The following is a 17,908-nucleotide window of genomic DNA, read 5'->3' on the forward strand; positions in this document are numbered from 1 at the left end:
GGTCATTATACGCAAAATATACGAACTCAGTTCGCTCGAATTCCTGTCCGAAGAAAAAGCCCCTCGCCTCGTAAACCTGCGTCTTGTCGCGCTCCAAAAGCGTTGGCTTTGTTTTAGACTCCTCACTTTCCTTGAATCAGTGATCATCGCTATGCCCAATACCCAACAGGAACCTCTCGATCTTCTATTGCTGCCGACCTGGCTAGTACCAGTGGAGCCCTGCGGCGTAGTGTTGACAGAGCATGCCCTGGGCATCCGGGGCGGACGCATCGCCTTGATTGCGCCGCGGGCCGAGGCCTTGAAGCACACGGCGAAAGAAACCCGTGAATTGCCGGATATGCTGCTCGCACCCGGCCTGGTCAACGCCCATGGCCATGCGGCAATGACCCTGTTTCGCGGCTTGGCCGACGACCTGCCGCTGATGACTTGGCTGAAGGAGCATATCTGGCCGGCGGAAGCCAAATGGGTAAACGAGGATTTCATCCGCGCCGGCACCGACCTGGCCATCGCCGAGCAACTGAAAAACGGCATTACCTGCTTCTCGGACATGTATTTCTTTCCACAGGTAGCCAGCCAGCGCATGCACGAAAGTGGTATTCGCGCACAGATCGCTATCCCGATCCTGGACTTTCCCATTCCGGGCGCCCACGACGCCGGCGAAGCTTTGCGCCAGGGGCTGCAGTTACATGACGATTTGAAGCAGCATCCGCGCCTGAACGTAGCTTTCGGGCCGCACGCCCCTTACACGGTCAGCGACGACAAGCTGGAAAGTATCCGTGTACTGGCCGCCGAAACGGATGCCGGCATCCACATGCATGTGCATGAAACCGCCTTCGAAGTAGAAGAGGCTGTAAAGCAGCACGGAGAGCGTCCGCTGGCACGATTGGCGCGACTGCAGTTGCTTGGACCACGCTTTCAGGCCGTACACATGACGCAGATAAACGACGACGATCTTGCCCTGCTGGTCAAACACAACTGCAGCGTGATCCATTGCCCCGAATCCAATCTGAAACTGGCCAGCGGCTTCTGTCCGGTCGAGCGGCTCTGGCAGGCAGGAGTCAACGTCGCGATCGGGACCGATGGCGCAGCCAGCAACAACGATCTGGATCTGCTTGGCGAAACTCGTACCGCAGCATTGTTGGCCAAAGCCGTAGCGGGTTCTGCTACAGCTCTGGACGCTCATCGGGCCTTGCGCATGGCCACCCTCAATGGCGCCCGCGCCCTGGGTCTGGACGATTGCATCGGCTCGCTCGAAGTGGGCAAGTCCGCCGACCTGGCAGCCTTCGACCTGTCCGGCCTGGGCCAACAACCGGTCTACGATCCAGTCTCTCAGCTGATCTATGCCTGTACTCGCGACAGCGTCCGGCATGTCTGGGTCGCCGGCAAGCAACTACTGGACGCAGGCTGCCTGACTCGCATGGATGAACAGCAACTGAAGGCCTCGGCACGCGAATGGGGAATCAAAATCGCAGCTGCCGATAAAAAATCATAGCGACAGGCAGATATTGTTGGAGCACCGGCCGGATACATCTGTCTACCGCTGAAAACCGGTGCTTTCTGTAATTGTCACTCAAACTTGCGCCAATTCAACGCATCCTCAAACGGACCAGATCATGAGCAACGTCGACCACGCCGAAATCGCCAAATTCGAGGCCCTCGCCCATAAATGGTGGGACCAGGAAAGCGAATTCAGAACCCTGCACGAAATCAACCCGTTACGCGTCAACTGGATCGACGAGCATATCGCCCTGGCCGGAAAGAAGGTTCTCGATGTCGGCTGTGGTGGTGGCATTCTCAGTGAAGCCATGGCTCGGCGTGGTGCCAACGTGACGGGTATCGACATGGGCGAAGCCCCGCTTTCCGTGGCTCGCCTGCACCAACTGGAATCAGGTCTGGAAGTGGATTATCGTCAGGTTACCGCCGAAGCGCTGGCCGATGAGATGCCAGGCGAGTTCGATGTGGTCACCTGCATGGAAATGCTTGAGCATGTACCTGACCCCGCTTCGGTAATCCGTGCCTGCCACAAGCTGACCAAACCCGGTGGCCAGGTATTTTTTTCCACCATCAATCGCAATCCGAAATCCTATTTGTTTGCTATCGTCGGCGCCGAGTACATTCTCAAACTGCTCCCACGCGGAACCCATGACTTCAAGAAGTTCATTCGTCCTTCCGAACTCGGCACCTGGTGCCGCGAATCCGGCCTGGAGATCAAGAACATTACCGGTCTCACTTACAATCCGCTGACTCGACACTACAAACTGGAAGCGGATGTCGACGTCAACTACATGATCCAGACCAGCAAGGAGATCTGATGCGTCTGCGCGCAGTTCTTTTTGATATGGACGGTACCCTGCTGGATACCGCTCCGGATTTCGTCGCGGTGATTCAAGCCATGCGCCAGGCCAGAAACCTTCCAGCGCTGGCCGAGCAGCAGGTCCGCGCCGTGGTATCGGGTGGTGCGCGGGCAATGGTGTTGGGCGCCTTCGATACCGATCCGCTATCCGCGCAATTCGAGACACTGCGCCTGGAATTCCTTGAGCGCTATTCGCAGCACTGTGCCGTCAAAAGCCGCCTGTTCGAAGGCATGGAGCAACTGCTGCGGGATATCGAGCACGCCAGCTTGCGCTGGGGTGTCGTGACCAACAAACCTGTCCGCTTTGCCGAACCGATCATGCAACAGCTTGGCCTGGCCTCGCGCTCGGCAGTCCTGATCTGCCCGGACCATGTGAGTAAGAGCAAACCAGATCCGGAGCCGGTGCTGCTGGCGTGCAGCCAACTTGGCCTGGACCCGGCTACGGTCCTGTTCGTCGGTGACGATCTGCGAGATGTCGAATCCGGTCGCGCAGCCGGCTGCAAAACAGCTGCGGTCCGCTATGGCTACATCCACCCGGAGGACAACCCCAACCACTGGGGTGCGGACATAGTGGTAGACCACCCCATGCAATTACGCGAAGTGCTTGACCAGGCATTGTGCAGCTGCTGAAAAAGCTTCAAGCCCTGACCGGCTTTGCCTGCCAGCTTCAAAAGGAGCCATCATGTTTGACTACACCGCCCCGCCCAACCTTTTGCAGAACCGGATCATCCTGGTCACTGGTGCTGGACGCGGTATCGGGGCTGCGGCGGCCAAGGCCTATGCCGCCCATGGAGCGACAGTCCTGTTGCTAGGCAAGACCGAAGAAAACCTTAATCGTATTTATGACCAGATCGAAGCAGCAGGTTATCCGCAGCCTGCAGTGATTCCTTTCGATCTCGAAACAGCCCGACCAGAGCAATACATCGAATTAGCTGACACGCTGGGAAAGAACTTCGGTCGACTTGACGGCCTGTTGCACAACGCTTCGATCCTGGGGCCGCGTACCGCATTGGAGCAGGTCAGCGGAGAAAGCTTCATGCAGGTCATGCAGATCAACGTGAATGCCATGTTCATGCTAACCAGCAACCTGCTGCCCTTGCTGAAGCAGTCTACCGATGCTTCAGTGATTTTTACATCGAGCAGCGTCGGCCGCAAAGGCCGGGCCTATTGGGGACCTTATGCAGTATCCAAGTTTGCCACTGAAGGCTTGATGCAAACCCTCGCCGACGAAGTCGAAAACGTCTCGTCCATACGAGCGAACAGCATAAATCCAGGTGCTACCCGTACGCAGATGCGCGCCCAAGCCTATCCTGGCGAAGATCCCGACTCCAAGCCGTGCCCCGCCGACATCATGCCGGTCTATCTTTATCTGATGGGCTCCGACAGCACAGGTGTTACCGGTCAGGCGCTGAATGCGCAGTAGGCACTGACAATAGAAAATTGCCAGCAAACCCATCGAAAAAACAACAGCAAAGTGCCATCATACCGGCAGAGATGCTCTAGCAACAGCATATTCAAAGTCATTGAATCAGTGCAATGCCATGATTAAAAAGGACTTTTAAATACATGGCAAAAATCCTGCTTAACACAGGATCAGCATATTCATGTGTTCAAGGAATGGGCATGCAAAAGCTACCGCCAATCAGCAATATTATCGATTTCGATACCAGCAGACTCCCACAGCTGGAAGTTACTCGTCAGCGCAACCAGGTGCAGCCGGTCAAGAACAACATAGCGGACCTCCACCGGCAACTGGTGCTACAACTACAGACCAGCCTGGAAGCCGATCGGCTGTTGAGCATGTTCTTCGATACTGTGCGTGGCTCAATACCTGTGCGCGGACTGAATTACCAGCATGCTAGCACTGACCTACATCTGGAACTGGGCGAAAACGCTATCCACTCCATGCACTACCGCCTGAATCACCAGGGAGAAAACCTGGGGGAGCTGATTCTCCGGTCCGATTGCCATTTCGACGAATCCCAACTCACACAACTGGAAGCGCTGCTACCCTGCCTGTTGTTTCCGCTACGCAATGCCCTGCTCTACCGTAGCGTGATTCTGGATGCCCTGCGCGATCCGCTGACAGGGGCCGCTAACCGGGTGGCAATGGACCAAACCCTATCCCGCGAGATAGAAATGGCTCGGCGCCGTGGCGGCCTGCCATTTTCACTACTCATGCTGGATCTAGATCATTTCAAAAGCATTAATGATCGCCATGGCCACCAAGGCGGGGACGAAGTACTGAAAGCAGTAGTTGCATGCCTTAAGTTACAGTTGCGCAATATGGATATGTTGTTCCGTTTCGGCGGTGAGGAATTTCTCGTATTACTATCGAATACGCCGCTCGAAGCAGCCGGGATCGTAGGCAACCGTCTGTGTGAAGCCGTGGAAACACTGCCTTTCGTTTATAAAGGCGAAGCAGTACCGGTTTCCATCAGTATCGGATGTGCCACTTACCGTTTTCCGGAAAGTCTGGACGACCTATTGCGTCGTGCTGATGACGCGCTTTATCAAGCCAAGCGCAACGGCCGCAACCAATTGCGCATGGCGATCTAATCAACGATCACGCTTGAAGCCCGGCCGCTGACCATCTCCTGTCGGCAAAGAACGGCGCTTGGCTGGCGCACTGAGCTCTCCAGCCGGCTTGCGTAACTCGTCCGCTTCCCGTTTTTTTTCTGGTTTGCGCTCCGATTTCGAACGCTCGGCCAAAGGTGCATCTCTACGTTCGCTGGCAGGCCTGGGCTTACGTATCGGCTTATCGGCAGACTTCGGGTGATTCGTCACATCCGCTTCATGAGCAGGGCGCAAGACACGCTGCCGCTCGCTACGCGGCAATGGTTTGGCCGCCTTGCGCTGCATGCGGTCCAACTTGTCGCGTATTTTGGTTTTCATCTCGGGAAGCGGAATCGCTGCCAACCCTACTTCCTGGCTCAGGATATCCACTTCAGCCTGATTCATTTCCCGCCAGCGTCCCATTGGCAGATCCGATGTAAGAAAGACCGGTCCGAAGCGAACGCGCTTCAAGCGGCTGACCACTACACCCTGGGACTCCCATAGCCGCCGCACTTCACGATTACGTCCTTCCATCACCACACAGTGAAACCAGTGGTTGAAGCCTTCGCCGCCTGGTGCTACCTGAATATCGGTAAAACGTGCCGGACCATCTTCCAGCATGACGCCGGCCTTGAGGCGTTCAAGCATCTCTTCGTCGACTTCGCCACGTACGCGCACCGCATATTCGCGATCCATCTCGTAGGATGGGTGCATCAAGCGATTGGCCAGTTCGCCGTCGGTAGTAAAGAGCAAAAGCCCTGTCGTGTTGATATCCAGCCGACCAATATTGATCCAGCGTCCTTCGCGTGGGTTTGGCAAGCGCTCGAAGATCGTGGGTCGCCCTTCTGGATCATCGCGAGTACAGATTTCACCTTCGGGCTTGTTGTAGATCAGCACACGGCGCACAATCCTGGCAGCGTCCTCGCGACGAACCAGCTTGTCGTCAACCACGATGGCATCGTCCGGTTCGACACGCTGACCAAGCGTGGCAACCTTGCCGTTGACCTTGACTCGTCCCTTGGCAATCCAGCCTTCTACGTCGCGTCGCGACCCCATGCCCTGGCGGGCAAGGACTTTCTGTAACTTTTCGCCGCGCGGCGGCTGTTCCTGGCACTCGGTCGTTTCGGTCATACGGGCACCTCCCGGTGTGCGATTAGGCATGAAAGGGCGCGCATGATACGCCGCCAATCAGTGTGACGCACGAAGACAAATCCGGATTTTCAGCAGAAAAAAGCACAATCCATCGGCCAGTCGGCCAGATGATGCTCGACCTGAAGCAGGCTTGCCCATTCAGGTTTCACGAATGGAGCGATCTTTCGCTCCGCAGCCACGGCAGATGCTCGCGTCTTAAGGGCACCAGTAAATTTCCAGTGGATAGTTCAGAAATGCCCGGATGGGCATCTGCAAGGGATTAGCCCGCAACGCCTGGTTCAATGCCTTGAGCTTGCCCTGGCCATGAATGGCCAGGCACTGCAAACGTGCCGACGCCAACAGAGGATAAGTCATGCTGATACGCTGCCGCGGCTCGACAGGTGCCACCATTGGCATGCACAAGTCGGGACAATCAGGATCAAGTGCTTGTTCCAGAAGAGCATTACCGGGAAAAAGCGAAGCGGTATGACCATCCTCCCCCATACCCAACACCAGCACATCGATGGGGCGCTTGAGCACTGAAACCGCTTGCCCAGCCTGTTTTGCCGCCGCTTCCAGGCTACTTGCCGGATAATACAGGCTGACGAATTCCGCCTTGGCCGCTTCGTTGCGCAGTAGATGGCGACGCAACAGATTTTCGTTACTGTCGTCGTGATCGACTGGTACCCAGCGTTCGTCCACCAGACTGATCTTTACCCTGCTCCAGTCGAGCGGACGGATGGAAAGCGCTTCGAAAAAAGGCACGGGGCTACGTCCACCGGATACCAGCAGACTGGCAACGCCCTCTGTCTGCACGGCAAAATCCAAGGCTTCAGCCACAGTACTGGCCAAGGCTTCGGCCAGCCGGCTGGTATCAGCCAGGCTATGAGCCATCACCCCAGTGGGCAGATCCAGATCAGAGATCGCCATACCATGACCTCCCGTCACAAGTAATCAAAATAATGGAAACCATTGGTCTCCAGGAACCAGTCCGTTCGGGCCGCACAAGGAACCTTCGCATCGGTAGAAATTCGTGGCTAGAAAACTCAGGCGTTCGAGAAAACATCCACAGACACTCTCACTATCCTTATCGTCTTGCTCATGCAAGAATTTTACTCGATCCAGCCAGAGTGACATCGAAGCGGGATTTCGACCACCCGGTAGCGGTACTGTTCCTCAAAGTTTTTGGTTTCAGGTATCCATATCCAGTTCCAAAGCCACGCAGGCGCCCTCCAGGCCGGGATATTTAGCCGTCACAAGCTGTACGGGAATACCTTCTACGTAAGCAGTCATCTGCCCTTTGTCGTGAAATCCCTGCAGGAAGCCACTGGTCATCAGAAAGTCGGCAAAGCGCGGCAACATACCGCCAGCCAGGTATACTCCGCCACGGGCACCCAGGGTCAATGCGCTGTCGCCAGCCACTCGTCCGAGCCAAACGCAGAATTGCCCCAATGCCCCGGCGGCACAGGTATCACCAGCCAACGCGGCCGTGGTCACATCGGCAGGGGTCTGCAAATGCGGCGTAAACCTGTCCAACTCGCAGATAGCCTGATAAAGCCGCAGCAGGCCCTTGCCGCACAGTACGCTTTCCGCTTCGACATGGCCGATATGCCGATGCAATACCTCCCAAAGTGCCGCCTCGCGAGATGAACCGATCGGCAAGGAAACATGACCGCCTTCACCGGGCAAGACGATCCAACCGCCATCAAGCTTGGGCACCAGGCTGGCAACCCCCAGACCAGTGCCCGGACCGATTACCAGTCGTGGTCGATCCAACTCCGCCTCGCCCTTGCAGACATCTATCCACTCGCCCTGCTGCAGCCGGGTCATGCCCAGTGCCATGGCAGCGAAATCGTTGATCAGCAGCAATCGTTTCAGATCCAGCTCCTGCGCGAAGGCCGATCTGCTCAAACGCCAGTGATTATTGGTGAAATGAAATTCATCGCCCTGTACTGGACCAGCGCAAGCCAGGCATACCTTCTCCAGGTCTTCGACCAGTAGGTTCTGCTCCTGCAAATAGGCACGAACAGCCTGTACCGGCTCAGGAAAATCGGCCGTCTGCAATACCTGCACAGCTTCAAGCCCTTGGCCACGCCAAAGCGCCAGGCGAGCGTTGGTACCACCTATATCGCCCACCAGAGAAAATTTCATCGCAAACTCTCCAGAGACTCGGTGAAGGCACTGGCACCCTGCTCTGCCGTGCTGAATGCGGCACGCATGAAGGCGAACAATTCGCGCCCGCAGCCGATACCGGTTCCGGCAGGCTGCACGATGGCTTCGCGGCGATCCAGTTCGGCCTGATCGACTTGCAGGATCAGTTCCCCCGTCTGGCCATCGACCCGGATGATGTCGCCATCACGAACCTTGGCGATCGGTCCCGCATCGACTGCCTCGGGACAAACATGGATGGCCGCCAGCACCTTGCCCGAAGCGCCAGACATACGCCCGTCGGTCACCAAGGCAACCTTGTAACCCCGATCCTGCAACACGCCGAGAAAAGGCGTCAATTTATGCAATTCCGGCATGCCGTTAGCCTTCGGTCCTTGGAAACGCACCACGGCGACAAAATCCCTCTCCAGCTTGCCTGCCTTGAAAGCATCGGCCAGTTCGACCTGGTCATGAAAGACCATCGCTGGCGCCTCAACAACCTGGTATTCGGGAGCCACGGCGGAAACCTTGGCCACGCTGCGGCCCATATTGCCATGCAGCACTCGCAAGCCACCTTCCGGCGAAAAAGGCCGCTCGGCAGGACGCAGAATGCTTTCGTCCAGGCTGTCGGTCGAAATTTCGCGCCAGGCCAGTTGGCCACCTTCCAGAAAGGGTTCTTGGTAATAGCGATGCAGCCCATGCCCGACTACGGTATTCACATCTTCATGCAGCAAACCGGCACCCAGCAGGGTCCGAATCATGAACGGTACGCCACCAGCGGCATGGAAGTGGTTCACGTCGGCCTGACCATTGGGGTAGACCTTGGCCAGCGAGGGCACTACTTCAGAGAGATCGGCCATGTCCTGCCAGGTCAGCAGGATACCCGCAGCCCGGGCGAAAGCAGGAATATGCAGGGTATGGTTGGTCGATCCTCCGGTTGCATGCAGGGCCACCACGGAGTTGACGATAGCCTTCTCATCGACGATCCGGCACAACGGCATGTATTCACCACCGTGGTGCGTCAGGCGAGTCACCTGGCGGGCCGCCGCGCGGGTCAGTTCGTCACGCAGCGGCGTGTAGGGATTGACGAAAGACGAGCCTGGTAGATGCAGCCCCATGATTTCCATCACGACCTGATTGGTATTGGCAGTGCCATAGAAAGTGCAGGTACCGGGACCGTGATAGGACTTCATCTCCGATTCCAGCAATTCGTCGCGGCTGACCTTGCCTTCGGCATACAGCTGGCGAACCTTGGCTTTCTCCTTGTTGGAAATGCCCGACTCCATCGGCCCACCGGGAACGAAGACCGTCGGTAGATGGCCAAAGCGCAGCGCACCGATCATCAACCCCGGCACGATCTTGTCGCAGATCCCCAGATAGAGCGCCGCATCGAACATATTGTGCGACAAGGCAACAGCCGTACTCATGGCAATGACTTCGCGGCTGGCCAGACTCATTTCCATACCGGGCTCGCCCTGGGTGACCCCATCGCACATGGCCGGGACACCACCGGCGAATTGGCCGACCGAGCCAATTTCACGTAGCGCACTCTTGATCATTTCAGGGAAATGCTCGTAGGGCTGGTGCGCGGAAAGCATATCGTTATAGGCGGAAATGATTCCTACATTGATCTCGTTCATCAAACGCAGGCGCTGCTTGTCCTCGCCAACCGTGCAACCAGCAACACCATGGGCAAAGTTGGCACATTGCAGCCGGCCGCGCTGGGGGCCGTCGCTGGCAGCCTGATCCATTATTGCCAGATAGCGCGATCGAGTTGCACGGCTACGTTCGATCAACCGTTCGGTGACTTCCTGAACTCGCGGATGCATGTGTTTACTCCTGCTGCTTGATCAGTATGGGAATAACCATAATCCCAATTGACAGCAAAGATGACCCGACGCTCGAAAAAATCGGCAAAAGACAGGGCAATCGACCACAGCCACACGCTAGAAATACCGCTGTTCTGCCTACGCAGGCGAAGTGGAAACCTCGACCAGATGGATTCAGACAGTTGCACTATCGTCCCGAGCGGTGGAAGGCAACGTCAGCGTTACCAGAAAACCACCTTCGGGGTGATTGCCGAAAACCAGCGTACCACCATGGCGCTCTACAGCTCGCTTGGCAATCGCCAGGCCCAGGCCATGCCCCGATGCGGTCTGCTTCGGGGCTCGGAAAAAGGGTGTGCCCAGTTGCAGCAGATCCTCCGCTGCCACACCCGGCCCATGATCGCGGATAGTTATCACGAGCTGTTCCTGCCCAGAAATGGCCCGTACTTCGATCGGCTTCCCGACAGGATTGAAACGCAGCGCATTGTTCAACAGATTCTCCAGCGCACGCTCAAGCATATTCGGCCAACCACATAACACCAGGCCCGGTTCGATATGAATATCGATATCCTGCTCCGGCGCTCGCAAGCTGGCATTGGCCTTGAGTTGGTTGAGCATTTCCGGCAGATCGATGACCAGCGCCGCCCCTGGGTCAGCATCCAGGCGCGCCAGAGCAAGAATTTCGCCGATCAGCGCTTCGAGACGATCACAGTCCTTCTCCAGGCGCGGCCAGATAGCCTTGCCTTCCTCAGGTGTAGCCCGTTCGGCCAGTGCCAGAGCGATGCGCAGACGTGCCAGCGGGGAACGCAACTCGTGGGAGACATCGCGCAACAGTTGCCGCTGACTATCGATGAGGCTCTGCAAACGCGCCCCCATGCGGTTGAAATCACTCGCCAGAACGCCCAATTCATCGCGGCGGCGAGACAATTGCGCCAGCGAATTCTGCTGGTAGGCCGTCTGCCCCAGATCATGCACGGCACTACGCAGGCGGTTCAACGGACGCGTGATGGAAAGAGTCAACAGCAAGCTGAAACCAGTCAGTACGATTAATGCGATAGCCACAGCACTGATCGGCCAGAACAGACTGCCACGCTGCCAGGCAAACAACTCACCATGAGGGATGCGATAGATGAAAAGATAGTTTTCACCAGTCTTGGAGCTAGAGTACTCCTCCGTCAAACGCCGCCAGGGCAGACGACGGGAATTCCCCGATTCACGCTGCTCATAGGCTTCGGCTCGAGGGGGAAAGGTTCCCCGCACCACCGGATGACCGTTTTCGCCAAGCACCTGGACATCAATGTGATGGCGCCGCTTCAGTCTCTCTAACAGCTCTTGCGAGTCGTACTGACCGCGAGCTTCGTAAACATTCGTCCATTTCTCGGCAAGATTCCGTACCCCGGGATGCCGGCTGAGAATCCAGGAATCCTGCTGCAAGGCATAACCCACCAGGGTTGCCAGGCCGGCAACCAGGGCGATGGCCAGCCAGAAGGTCGCCAGTATTCGCCAGAACAGTGAACGTAGAACCGTTCTCCAACTGCGAGGTTCTGTACGAAAAATCATGGGTCGGCCAGTTAAAGTAAAAGTAGGGAACAAGGCAGAACCGGACGGGAACAATCTCCCATTCGGGAAATGTGTCCAAGCCACTCGCTTTGCCAGTGAATGACTACAGCCAGACTTGCAGATCGCCAGGATCATTCGATCGAGCCCAAGCTTAGCAAGTCGTCAAGAAATTACTGTACCCAGGGTCTGTTGACGTTTCGGCGTGAACCGCCTTGCTGCATCAACAGGCCCAAGACCTATAACCTTGAAATCAGCCTTAAAACGCTTACTTAGCACGAGCACGCGTAGATTGCGCTTTTTGGCTGATTTCGCCTCGCCAGGTTCTCACTTGCCAGCATTTTCAGCCGCCGATCAGTGCTTCTGGTCGCGCTCGGCTTTCCATTTGAGAAATTCAGCGTACTCCTGGCGCTTGGCTTCTATTTTCTTCTGTTTTTCATCGAACTCTTTCTGCTGTTCAGGGGTGAGCAAGTTACGGATGGAGGCGCGGGTTTTATCACGACTTTCATCCATTTCCTTTTTCATCGCGGCCTTTTCGGCTTCCGGTAATTTGTCCAGATAGCGCTTAGTGATCTCATGACGGGATTTCATCTCCTCGCCCACCAGCTTGCGTATATCGCGAGACTGTTCTTTGCTGAGATCGAGATCCTCCAATATCGGTATACCACCGTGACCAGGACGACCAGCGTGGCTTTCAGGACCACTATGGCTGTCAGGACCACCATGGCCACCGGCCATGACCATGGCCGGCAGGGCTGTAGCGAGAATCAGGGCAGCAAGAGTTTTGCGATTCATGGTCTTTCCTCTTTGTTGATCGGTCGGTGACCGGATGACTCCAGTCTAGGTATTGCAAGGTCAACAGCCGTCAGCGCCACGTAAAGGAACGGTAAAGCAGAAGCGGCACAGAGCAGCCCTGTAAAGACCGGAGAAACCGCGGGGCCAGCCAAACCCTGTGCCGAACCGGGATCAGAGCCCCTGATAGAGATAACCGCGCCCGCGCAGCGCCACTATGCGTGGACGACCATCTGCGTGCGGGCCGAGCTTGCGCCGCAAATTGCTGACATGCATATCCAGGCTGCGATCGTACAGAGTGAGTTTGCGGCCGAGAGCGAATTGTGCGAGCGCCTGCTTGTCCACTGGCTCGCCCTGCCGTTCCAGCAACGCTTCCAGGATACGACCCTCACTCACAGTGAGACTTACCTCATGCTGGTCGATAGTGGCAACGCCACGCGCCGAGCTATAGCTGAGATCGCCCAGCTCCAGGTGATTGACTGCCACTGGCGACTGACTGCGCCGCAACACGGCCCGCAGGCGAGCAGTCAACTCACGAGGATCGCAGGGCTTGGCCAAATAGTCGTCGGCTCCCAGCTCCAGGCCAAGGATGCGATCCAGGGGCTCGCCACGGGCCGACAGCATCAGCACAGGGAGCTCCGGGTGCTCATTACGTAACTGCTTGAGCAATTCCAGACCACTGCCGTCCGGCAGCATGACATCCAGGATGACCGCATCGAAATTGGCTTCGACCAGCAAGGAACGGGCACTCTGACCATCATGGCAAGCCACGACAGCGAAGCCCTCCTGAGAAAGCCAGCTAACCAGCAGTTCGCACAATTCCTGGTCATCATCAATCAGCAACAACTCGCTCATGCCGATACCATCGCTCCCATTATTTGAGGCGATGACCATGCGTGCCCTGCATTGGCTGGTGCAGTCGGGTACCAAAACATCTGCAGGTTTTCCTTATCGAGGCATCTACAATCGAGCAGTCTTTTGCTCAAGGAAGTACACGCTTGAATGGTTTGACCAATAGAGAGGCATAGACACCTGCAGCCTGATACGGATCGGCGGCGGCCCATTGCTCGGCTGCCTGCAGTGAATCAAATTCAGCCACAACCAGACTGCCACTGAAGCCGGCGTCTCCAGGATCGTTGCTATCCACCGCCGGATGCGGCCCGGCGAGCACGAGCCGACCTTCGTCCTTGAGACGCACCAGACGAGCCAGATGGTCCGGACGAGCCGCCATACGCTTTTCCAGTGAATGGGGGATATCGGTGGAGATGATGGCGTAGAGCATGGAGGGTTTCCTTTGGAAATTAGCGAAAGGCGCATCCTGCTGGATGGCGCGACCGGGCAATTACAGGCCACGATGGAACCAGAAGTGTGCCAAAGGAGCCAGAATTAAAATGCGTTATTGAGGATTCGGCCACTCTCGATATTTCATCGGTTTGCCAGACCAGGATTGCCGACCGAGGTTAAATTCCAACGCATTGGGTTGGACAAGGCCATCTGGCGTAACCTGGCAACACACTTTGATGAGATCGACCGATAAACGGCGCAGCGGCAAGAGGCATAATACCAAACCCGCCTAGCGATAAATGGCAGGGATTTCGTGCCCATCAAAAATCAGCTCGTATCCATTTGGCGGAGGAAAAGCATGACAGTCGACCTGCACTGCCACAGTACTGCATCAGACGGCACACTGACACCCAGCGCCCTGGTGGAACGCGCCCATAGTCGTGGTATACGAACCCTGGCCCTGACCGACCACGACACGCTGGAAGGCCTCGATGAAGCCCGTACAGCGGCGCAGGCCATGGATATGCAACTGATCAACGGTGTCGAGCTTTCCTGCTGTTGGTCCGGCGTAACCATTCATGTGCTGGGCTATGACTTTTCCAGTGATATCCCGGTACTGCATCAGGCCATGGACGAATTACGCCATGGACGCTGGCAGCGAGCACAGGCCATCGCCGAGCGCCTTGCCGACAAAGGTATGCCGGGAGCGCTCGAAGGTGCTAGAGCCATTCAGCATGAACTGGGCGATAGCGAAAACGCCCCGGCACGACCGCATTTCGCTGAATTCCTGGTACGTACCGGGCATGTGCGCGACCGTACCGAAGCGTTCCGCAAGTGGCTGGGGGCCGGCAAATTGGGCGATATCAAGCAGCATTGGCCGACCCTGGAACAGACAGTCGCCACCCTACGCACTGCCGGAGCCTGGATCAGCCTGGCGCATCCTTGGCAGTACGAACTCACCAACAGCAAGCGCCGCCGCCTGGTCCTCGCATTTGCGCAAGCCGGCGGGCATGCCCTGGAAGTGGCCAATGGCATGCAACCACTGCAACAGGTAGGCGCGCTGTCGAAGCTGATTCGCGAATTCGGCCTGATGGCCAGCGCTGGCAGTGATTTCCATACGCCGAGCCTCTGGTCTGAGCTTGGTGTTTACCGTCCGTTACCGGATGACTTGCCAGCACTTTGTCGACGGTTCCGTCTTGATCGCTGTCGTCTCCTTTCCGAGCAGGGGGCTGCATGAGCCTATTTCTCCAGATTCACCCGGACAATCCTCAGCCGCGCCTGATCAAACAGGCCGTAGACGTCCTGCGAGCCGGCGGGATAGCTATCTACCCCACCGATTCGTCCTACGCCCTGGGCTGCACAATGGGCAACAAAACGGGGCTTGAGCGTATCCGCCGGATTCGCCAGCTGGACGACAAGCATAATTTCACCCTGATCTGCCGTGATCTCTCCCAGCTTGGGATGTTTGCCAAGGTCGATACAGCGGATTTCCGGCTGCTCAAGACTCATCTGCCAGGCCCCTACACCTTCATTCTCGATGCAACCCGCGAAGTACCACGCATGCTGCTGCACCCCAAGCGGCGGACCATTGGCTTACGCATGCCAGCCCAGCCGATCGCCCAGGCATTGCTGGCCGAACTGGATGAACCGATACTCAGCGTGAGCCTGATCCTGCCTGGGGAAACCTTGCCAATGAGCGATCCCTACGAAATGCGCGATATCCTTGAGAGTCAGGTCGATTTGATCGTCGATGGCGGTTATGGTGGGCTGGAGCCCTCCACGGTTATCAGCCTGGTGGACGAAGAGCCGGAAGTGATTCGCGTCGGTTGCGGCGATCCGGAGCCCTTCATGGAAAAGGCGTAGGTCCCTACCTAAGAAAAACCGCCACTCCCTACAATTACGCCATGATCCCTAGTTGTCCGCAGGAAGCTCCCTATTCATGTCATGTTCAGAGATCGAAGCCAACCCTGCAGAAGAACCACGGGCCAAAGTCTATGGCGAAGCTTTCGACCGGCTGCCACAAGACCTTTATATTCCACCCGATGCATTGGAAGTGTTTCTCGAGGTATTCGAAGGCCCGTTGGACCTTCTGCTCTATCTCATCCGCAAACAGAACATCGACATTTTCGATATTCCGGTAGCCGACATCACCCGCCAATACATGGGCTACGTCGAAATAATGAAGACCGTGCGTCTTGAGCTGGCTGCCGAATATCTGGTGATGGCCGCCATGCTGGCCGAGATCAAGTCGCGCATGCTGCTGCCACGCCCGCCAGCAATACAGGAAGAGGAAGACGATCCCCGCGCCGAGCTGGTTCGCCGTCTGCAGGAATACGAGCGCTTCAAGACGGCGGCGGCGGATCTGGATGCACTGCCCAGAATCGGCCGGGAACTGCACGTTCCACAACTGGAAGCGCCTGCCGCCAAAGCCCGCAAGCTGCTCCCCGATGTCTGTCTCGAAGAATTGCTGATGTCCATGGCCGAAGTGTTACGCAGGGCCGAACTGTTCGAGAGTCACCAGATCGAGCGCGAAATGCTCTCTACCCGAGAACGCATGAGCGAAGTGCTGGAGCGGCTTCGAGACGGACTGTTCGTCCCTTTCGTTGCTCTGTTCCGGATCGAGGAAGGCCGCCTGGGGATAGTGGTTACCTTTATGGCAGTGCTCGAACTGGTCAAGGAATCCCTGGTGGAACTGGTACAGAACGAGCCCTTCGCCCCCATTCATGTCCGCGCACGAATCGAATAAATGAACCTCTCCGCCCCCCAGGATCTCGCACCACTGCTCGAGGCTTTCCTACTGGCCACCGGTGGCCCGCTCTCTATCGAGCGTCTTGCCGAACTGTTCGAAGAAGTCGAACGCCCTTCCCCGGCCCTGCTCAGGCAAGCACTGGCGATTCTGGATGAATCCTGCCAGGGACGCGGCTTCGAGCTGCGCGAAGTCGCCTCGGGCTATCGCCTGCAGGTTCGCGAGCGTTTTTCCCCCTGGGTCGGCCGGCTCTGGGAAGAACGCCCACAGCGCTATTCCCGCGCATTGCTGGAAACCCTGGCTCTGATTGCCTACCGGCAACCCATTACGCGTGGCGAGATCGAGGAAATTCGCGGAGTCGCGGTCAACAGCCAGATCGTCAAAACCTTGCAAGAGCGCGAATGGATACGCGTGGTCGGCCATCGGGATGTGCCTGGCCGCCCCGCCATGTTCGCCACTACCCGGCACTTTCTGGACTATTTCAACCTGAAGAACCTGGATGAGCTGCCGCCCCTGGCTGTGCTGCGGGAAATGGATATCGAGCCTCTTTCCAACGAGGAAGCGCCCGACTCGGAGCCAATCCAGACCAATGCCGAATCGATAACACCAGTCGAAAAGGAACAAACCAGCTTTCGCACCCTTCTGGCCGAGTTGGACGACATGGAACAGGGGCTCAAGACGGATTTCAGCGACCTACGCCAGGAGGACGAACCGACCAACGAATTCGAACCCCAGGACACGGAACAGCCATAAGCCGAATTTTGCCTGTACGCCGGCTTATTGTGGCCATGCACCAACGAAATTCGCCCGTTCAAGAGCAGGGGCTGTGCGTAGACCCACCTCAGGTGTGCCAGCATAAATAAAGCCGATGATCCTCTCATGGGCTTCCAGGCCAAGTCCACGAGCCACAAACGAATCATAAGCAAACTCACCGGTACGCCAGATCGCGCCGATACCTTGCGCATGGGCTGCCAGTAACAAGCCATGCGCCGCGCAACCAGCAGCGAGCAACTGCTCGATCTCCGGAACCTTGGGATGCGGCTTCGGGCTGGCGATTACGACTATCAGCAATGGTGCACGCAATGGCGTCTTGCGTGCCTTGTCCAGGGCTGCAGGCTGGACTTGCGGATCGCGCGCCAGGGCTCTGGCAAACAACTCGCCGAGTCGCTCACGCCCCTCACCTGCAATAGTGAGAAATCGCCACGGTCGCAGCAAGGCATGGTCCGGTGCACGCAAGGCTGCACGAAACATTATATCCAGCTGTTCTGGTGTCGGCGCAGGCTCGCACAGCCCGGCAACCGAAACACGACCTGACAGCAGCTCCAGAGCCTCCATTGGTACCTCCTTGATAAAACGGCAAAATCGACGAATCTTTCTGCCATGAGACAATCGTGTGGCAACTAAGCTCAAGCACCTATTGCATAGAGCAAGCCGATCCGGTGAAAAACGTGGCTGCAATAGCGGATTCAGCGGTGGCAAGCATAGATAGCGCGAGCCACGTCGCCATGCGAATTG

General features: G+C 57.0%; 18 protein-coding genes. 9 read left to right on the forward strand and 9 right to left on the reverse strand.

Going from position 1 to position 17,908, the window contains the following annotated elements; all coding sequences use genetic code 11:
* The first annotated feature begins 151 nt into the window (after positions 1–151).
* The 5 genes from FHR87_RS09725 (at position 152) to FHR87_RS09745 (ending at position 4,912) form a co-directional block, all read left to right on the forward strand.
* On the forward strand, positions 152–1,492 hold the full coding sequence (locus tag FHR87_RS09725; protein ID WP_183166532.1) for a TRZ/ATZ family hydrolase: 1,341 nt from the start codon (positions 152–154) through the stop codon (positions 1,490–1,492).
* 121 nt (positions 1,493–1,613) lie between these two features.
* Entirely contained in the window at positions 1,614–2,312 is a 699-nt protein-coding gene (gene ubiG, locus FHR87_RS09730) for a bifunctional 2-polyprenyl-6-hydroxyphenol methylase/3-demethylubiquinol 3-O-methyltransferase UbiG (RefSeq protein ID WP_183166533.1), read from the forward strand.
* Positions 2,312–2,983: an N-acetylmuramic acid 6-phosphate phosphatase MupP gene (mupP, locus tag FHR87_RS09735; RefSeq protein ID WP_183166534.1), complete on the forward strand. Its 672-nt coding sequence runs from the start codon at positions 2,312–2,314 to the stop codon at positions 2,981–2,983. The genes ubiG and mupP overlap by 1 nt, the downstream gene beginning before the upstream one ends.
* Positions 2,984–3,035: 52 nt before the next feature.
* Complete coding sequence (locus FHR87_RS09740) at positions 3,036–3,776, forward strand: YciK family oxidoreductase (RefSeq protein WP_183166535.1); 741 nt, start codon at positions 3,036–3,038, stop codon at positions 3,774–3,776.
* A 200-nt stretch (positions 3,777–3,976) separates the two neighbouring features.
* Positions 3,977–4,912, forward strand: a complete 936-nt coding sequence (locus FHR87_RS09745) for a GGDEF domain-containing protein (RefSeq protein WP_183166536.1) — start codon at positions 3,977–3,979, stop codon at positions 4,910–4,912.
* On the opposite strand, the gene rluB is transcribed toward FHR87_RS09745, so the two are convergent.
* The 8 genes from rluB to FHR87_RS09785 all read right to left on the reverse strand — a co-directional run bounded on the left by rluB (position 4,913) and on the right by FHR87_RS09785 (position 13,645).
* Positions 4,913–6,040, reverse strand: coding sequence for a 23S rRNA pseudouridine(2605) synthase RluB (gene rluB / locus FHR87_RS09750; protein WP_183166537.1), 1,128 nt, complete (start codon positions 6,038–6,040; stop codon positions 4,913–4,915).
* A gap of 216 nt (positions 6,041–6,256) precedes the next feature.
* Positions 6,257–6,970 (reverse strand): 6-phosphogluconolactonase, encoded by a 714-nt coding sequence (gene pgl / locus FHR87_RS09755; RefSeq protein WP_183166538.1) that lies wholly within the window; start codon positions 6,968–6,970, stop codon positions 6,257–6,259.
* Between the two features lie 261 nt (positions 6,971–7,231).
* Positions 7,232–8,191 carry a glucokinase gene (locus tag FHR87_RS09760; RefSeq protein ID WP_183166539.1) on the reverse strand — a complete coding sequence of 320 codons (960 nt, stop codon included), beginning with the start codon at positions 8,189–8,191 and terminating at the stop codon, positions 7,232–7,234.
* Positions 8,188–10,017 (reverse strand): phosphogluconate dehydratase, encoded by a 1,830-nt coding sequence (gene edd, locus FHR87_RS09765; protein WP_183166540.1) that lies wholly within the window; start codon positions 10,015–10,017, stop codon positions 8,188–8,190. Before edd ends, FHR87_RS09760 begins: the two co-directional genes overlap by 4 nt.
* A 174-nt stretch (positions 10,018–10,191) precedes the next feature.
* Positions 10,192–11,574, reverse strand: a complete 1,383-nt coding sequence (locus FHR87_RS09770; RefSeq protein WP_183166541.1) for a sensor histidine kinase — start codon at positions 11,572–11,574, stop codon at positions 10,192–10,194.
* Positions 11,575–11,925: 351 nt separating this feature from the next.
* Positions 11,926–12,366 carry a Spy/CpxP family protein refolding chaperone gene (locus FHR87_RS09775; RefSeq protein WP_183166542.1) on the reverse strand — a complete coding sequence of 147 codons (441 nt, stop codon included), beginning with the start codon at positions 12,364–12,366 and terminating at the stop codon, positions 11,926–11,928.
* Between the two features lie 171 nt (positions 12,367–12,537).
* The gene (locus FHR87_RS09780; RefSeq protein WP_183166585.1) at positions 12,538–13,218 is read right to left on the reverse strand and encodes a response regulator transcription factor; all 681 of its coding nucleotides are present in this window, start codon (positions 13,216–13,218) and stop codon (positions 12,538–12,540) included.
* Positions 13,219–13,345: 127 nt separating this feature from the next.
* The gene (locus FHR87_RS09785; protein WP_183166543.1) at positions 13,346–13,645 is read right to left on the reverse strand and encodes a YciI family protein; all 300 of its coding nucleotides are present in this window, start codon (positions 13,643–13,645) and stop codon (positions 13,346–13,348) included.
* 360 nt (positions 13,646–14,005) lie between these two features.
* On the opposite strand from FHR87_RS09785, the gene FHR87_RS09790 reads away from it, so the two are divergent.
* From FHR87_RS09790 to scpB, 4 genes are all read left to right on the forward strand, one after another.
* Positions 14,006–14,884, forward strand: coding sequence for a PHP domain-containing protein (locus FHR87_RS09790; protein ID WP_183166544.1), 879 nt, complete (start codon positions 14,006–14,008; stop codon positions 14,882–14,884).
* The gene (locus tag FHR87_RS09795; RefSeq protein ID WP_183166545.1) at positions 14,881–15,510 is read left to right on the forward strand and encodes an L-threonylcarbamoyladenylate synthase; all 630 of its coding nucleotides are present in this window, start codon (positions 14,881–14,883) and stop codon (positions 15,508–15,510) included. Before FHR87_RS09790 ends, FHR87_RS09795 begins: the two co-directional genes overlap by 4 nt.
* 76 nt (positions 15,511–15,586) lie before the next feature.
* On the forward strand, positions 15,587–16,393 hold the full coding sequence (locus FHR87_RS09800; RefSeq protein WP_183166546.1) for a segregation and condensation protein A: 807 nt from the start codon (positions 15,587–15,589) through the stop codon (positions 16,391–16,393).
* Positions 16,394–17,146: an SMC-Scp complex subunit ScpB gene (scpB, locus tag FHR87_RS09805; protein WP_183166547.1), complete on the forward strand. Its 753-nt coding sequence runs from the start codon at positions 16,394–16,396 to the stop codon at positions 17,144–17,146.
* A 24-nt stretch (positions 17,147–17,170) separates the two neighbouring features.
* Here the strand turns inward: scpB and FHR87_RS09810 are convergent, their stop codons facing one another.
* Positions 17,171–17,728: a nitroreductase family protein gene (locus FHR87_RS09810; protein ID WP_183166548.1), complete on the reverse strand. Its 558-nt coding sequence runs from the start codon at positions 17,726–17,728 to the stop codon at positions 17,171–17,173.
* Between the last annotated feature and the right edge of the window lie 180 nt (positions 17,729–17,908).

The organism is Azomonas macrocytogenes, assembly GCF_014191985.1.
Taxonomy (GTDB): Bacteria; Pseudomonadota; Gammaproteobacteria; order Pseudomonadales; family Pseudomonadaceae; genus Azomonas; species Azomonas macrocytogenes.

Bases quoted from the DNA above. Each gene is read 5' to 3' on its own strand.
- FHR87_RS09770 (WP_183166541.1), bottom strand. From the start codon at position 11,574: ATGATTTTTCGTACAGAACCTCGCAGTTGGAGAACGGTTCTACGTTCA.
- pgl (WP_183166538.1), bottom strand. From the start codon at position 6,970: ATGGCGATCTCTGATCTGGATCTGCCCACTGGGGTGATGGCTCATAGC.
- FHR87_RS09740 (WP_183166535.1), top strand. From the start codon at position 3,036: ATGTTTGACTACACCGCCCCGCCCAACCTTTTGCAGAACCGGATCATC.
- mupP (WP_183166534.1), top strand. From the start codon at position 2,312: ATGCGTCTGCGCGCAGTTCTTTTTGATATGGACGGTACCCTGCTGGAT.
- scpB (WP_183166547.1), top strand. From the start codon at position 16,394: ATGAACCTCTCCGCCCCCCAGGATCTCGCACCACTGCTCGAGGCTTTC.
- FHR87_RS09780 (WP_183166585.1), bottom strand. From the start codon at position 13,218: ATGAGCGAGTTGTTGCTGATTGATGATGACCAGGAATTGTGCGAACTG.
- FHR87_RS09800 (WP_183166546.1), top strand. From the start codon at position 15,587: ATGTCATGTTCAGAGATCGAAGCCAACCCTGCAGAAGAACCACGGGCC.
- FHR87_RS09745 (WP_183166536.1), top strand. From the start codon at position 3,977: ATGCAAAAGCTACCGCCAATCAGCAATATTATCGATTTCGATACCAGC.
- FHR87_RS09790 (WP_183166544.1), top strand. From the start codon at position 14,006: ATGACAGTCGACCTGCACTGCCACAGTACTGCATCAGACGGCACACTG.
- edd (WP_183166540.1), bottom strand. From the start codon at position 10,017: ATGCATCCGCGAGTTCAGGAAGTCACCGAACGGTTGATCGAACGTAGC.
- FHR87_RS09795 (WP_183166545.1), top strand. From the start codon at position 14,881: ATGAGCCTATTTCTCCAGATTCACCCGGACAATCCTCAGCCGCGCCTG.
- FHR87_RS09785 (WP_183166543.1), bottom strand. From the start codon at position 13,645: ATGCTCTACGCCATCATCTCCACCGATATCCCCCATTCACTGGAAAAG.
- FHR87_RS09760 (WP_183166539.1), bottom strand. From the start codon at position 8,191: ATGAAATTTTCTCTGGTGGGCGATATAGGTGGTACCAACGCTCGCCTG.
- ubiG (WP_183166533.1), top strand. From the start codon at position 1,614: ATGAGCAACGTCGACCACGCCGAAATCGCCAAATTCGAGGCCCTCGCC.
- FHR87_RS09725 (WP_183166532.1), top strand. From the start codon at position 152: ATGCCCAATACCCAACAGGAACCTCTCGATCTTCTATTGCTGCCGACC.
- rluB (WP_183166537.1), bottom strand. From the start codon at position 6,040: ATGACCGAAACGACCGAGTGCCAGGAACAGCCGCCGCGCGGCGAAAAG.
- FHR87_RS09775 (WP_183166542.1), bottom strand. From the start codon at position 12,366: ATGAATCGCAAAACTCTTGCTGCCCTGATTCTCGCTACAGCCCTGCCG.
- FHR87_RS09810 (WP_183166548.1), bottom strand. From the start codon at position 17,728: ATGGAGGCTCTGGAGCTGCTGTCAGGTCGTGTTTCGGTTGCCGGGCTG.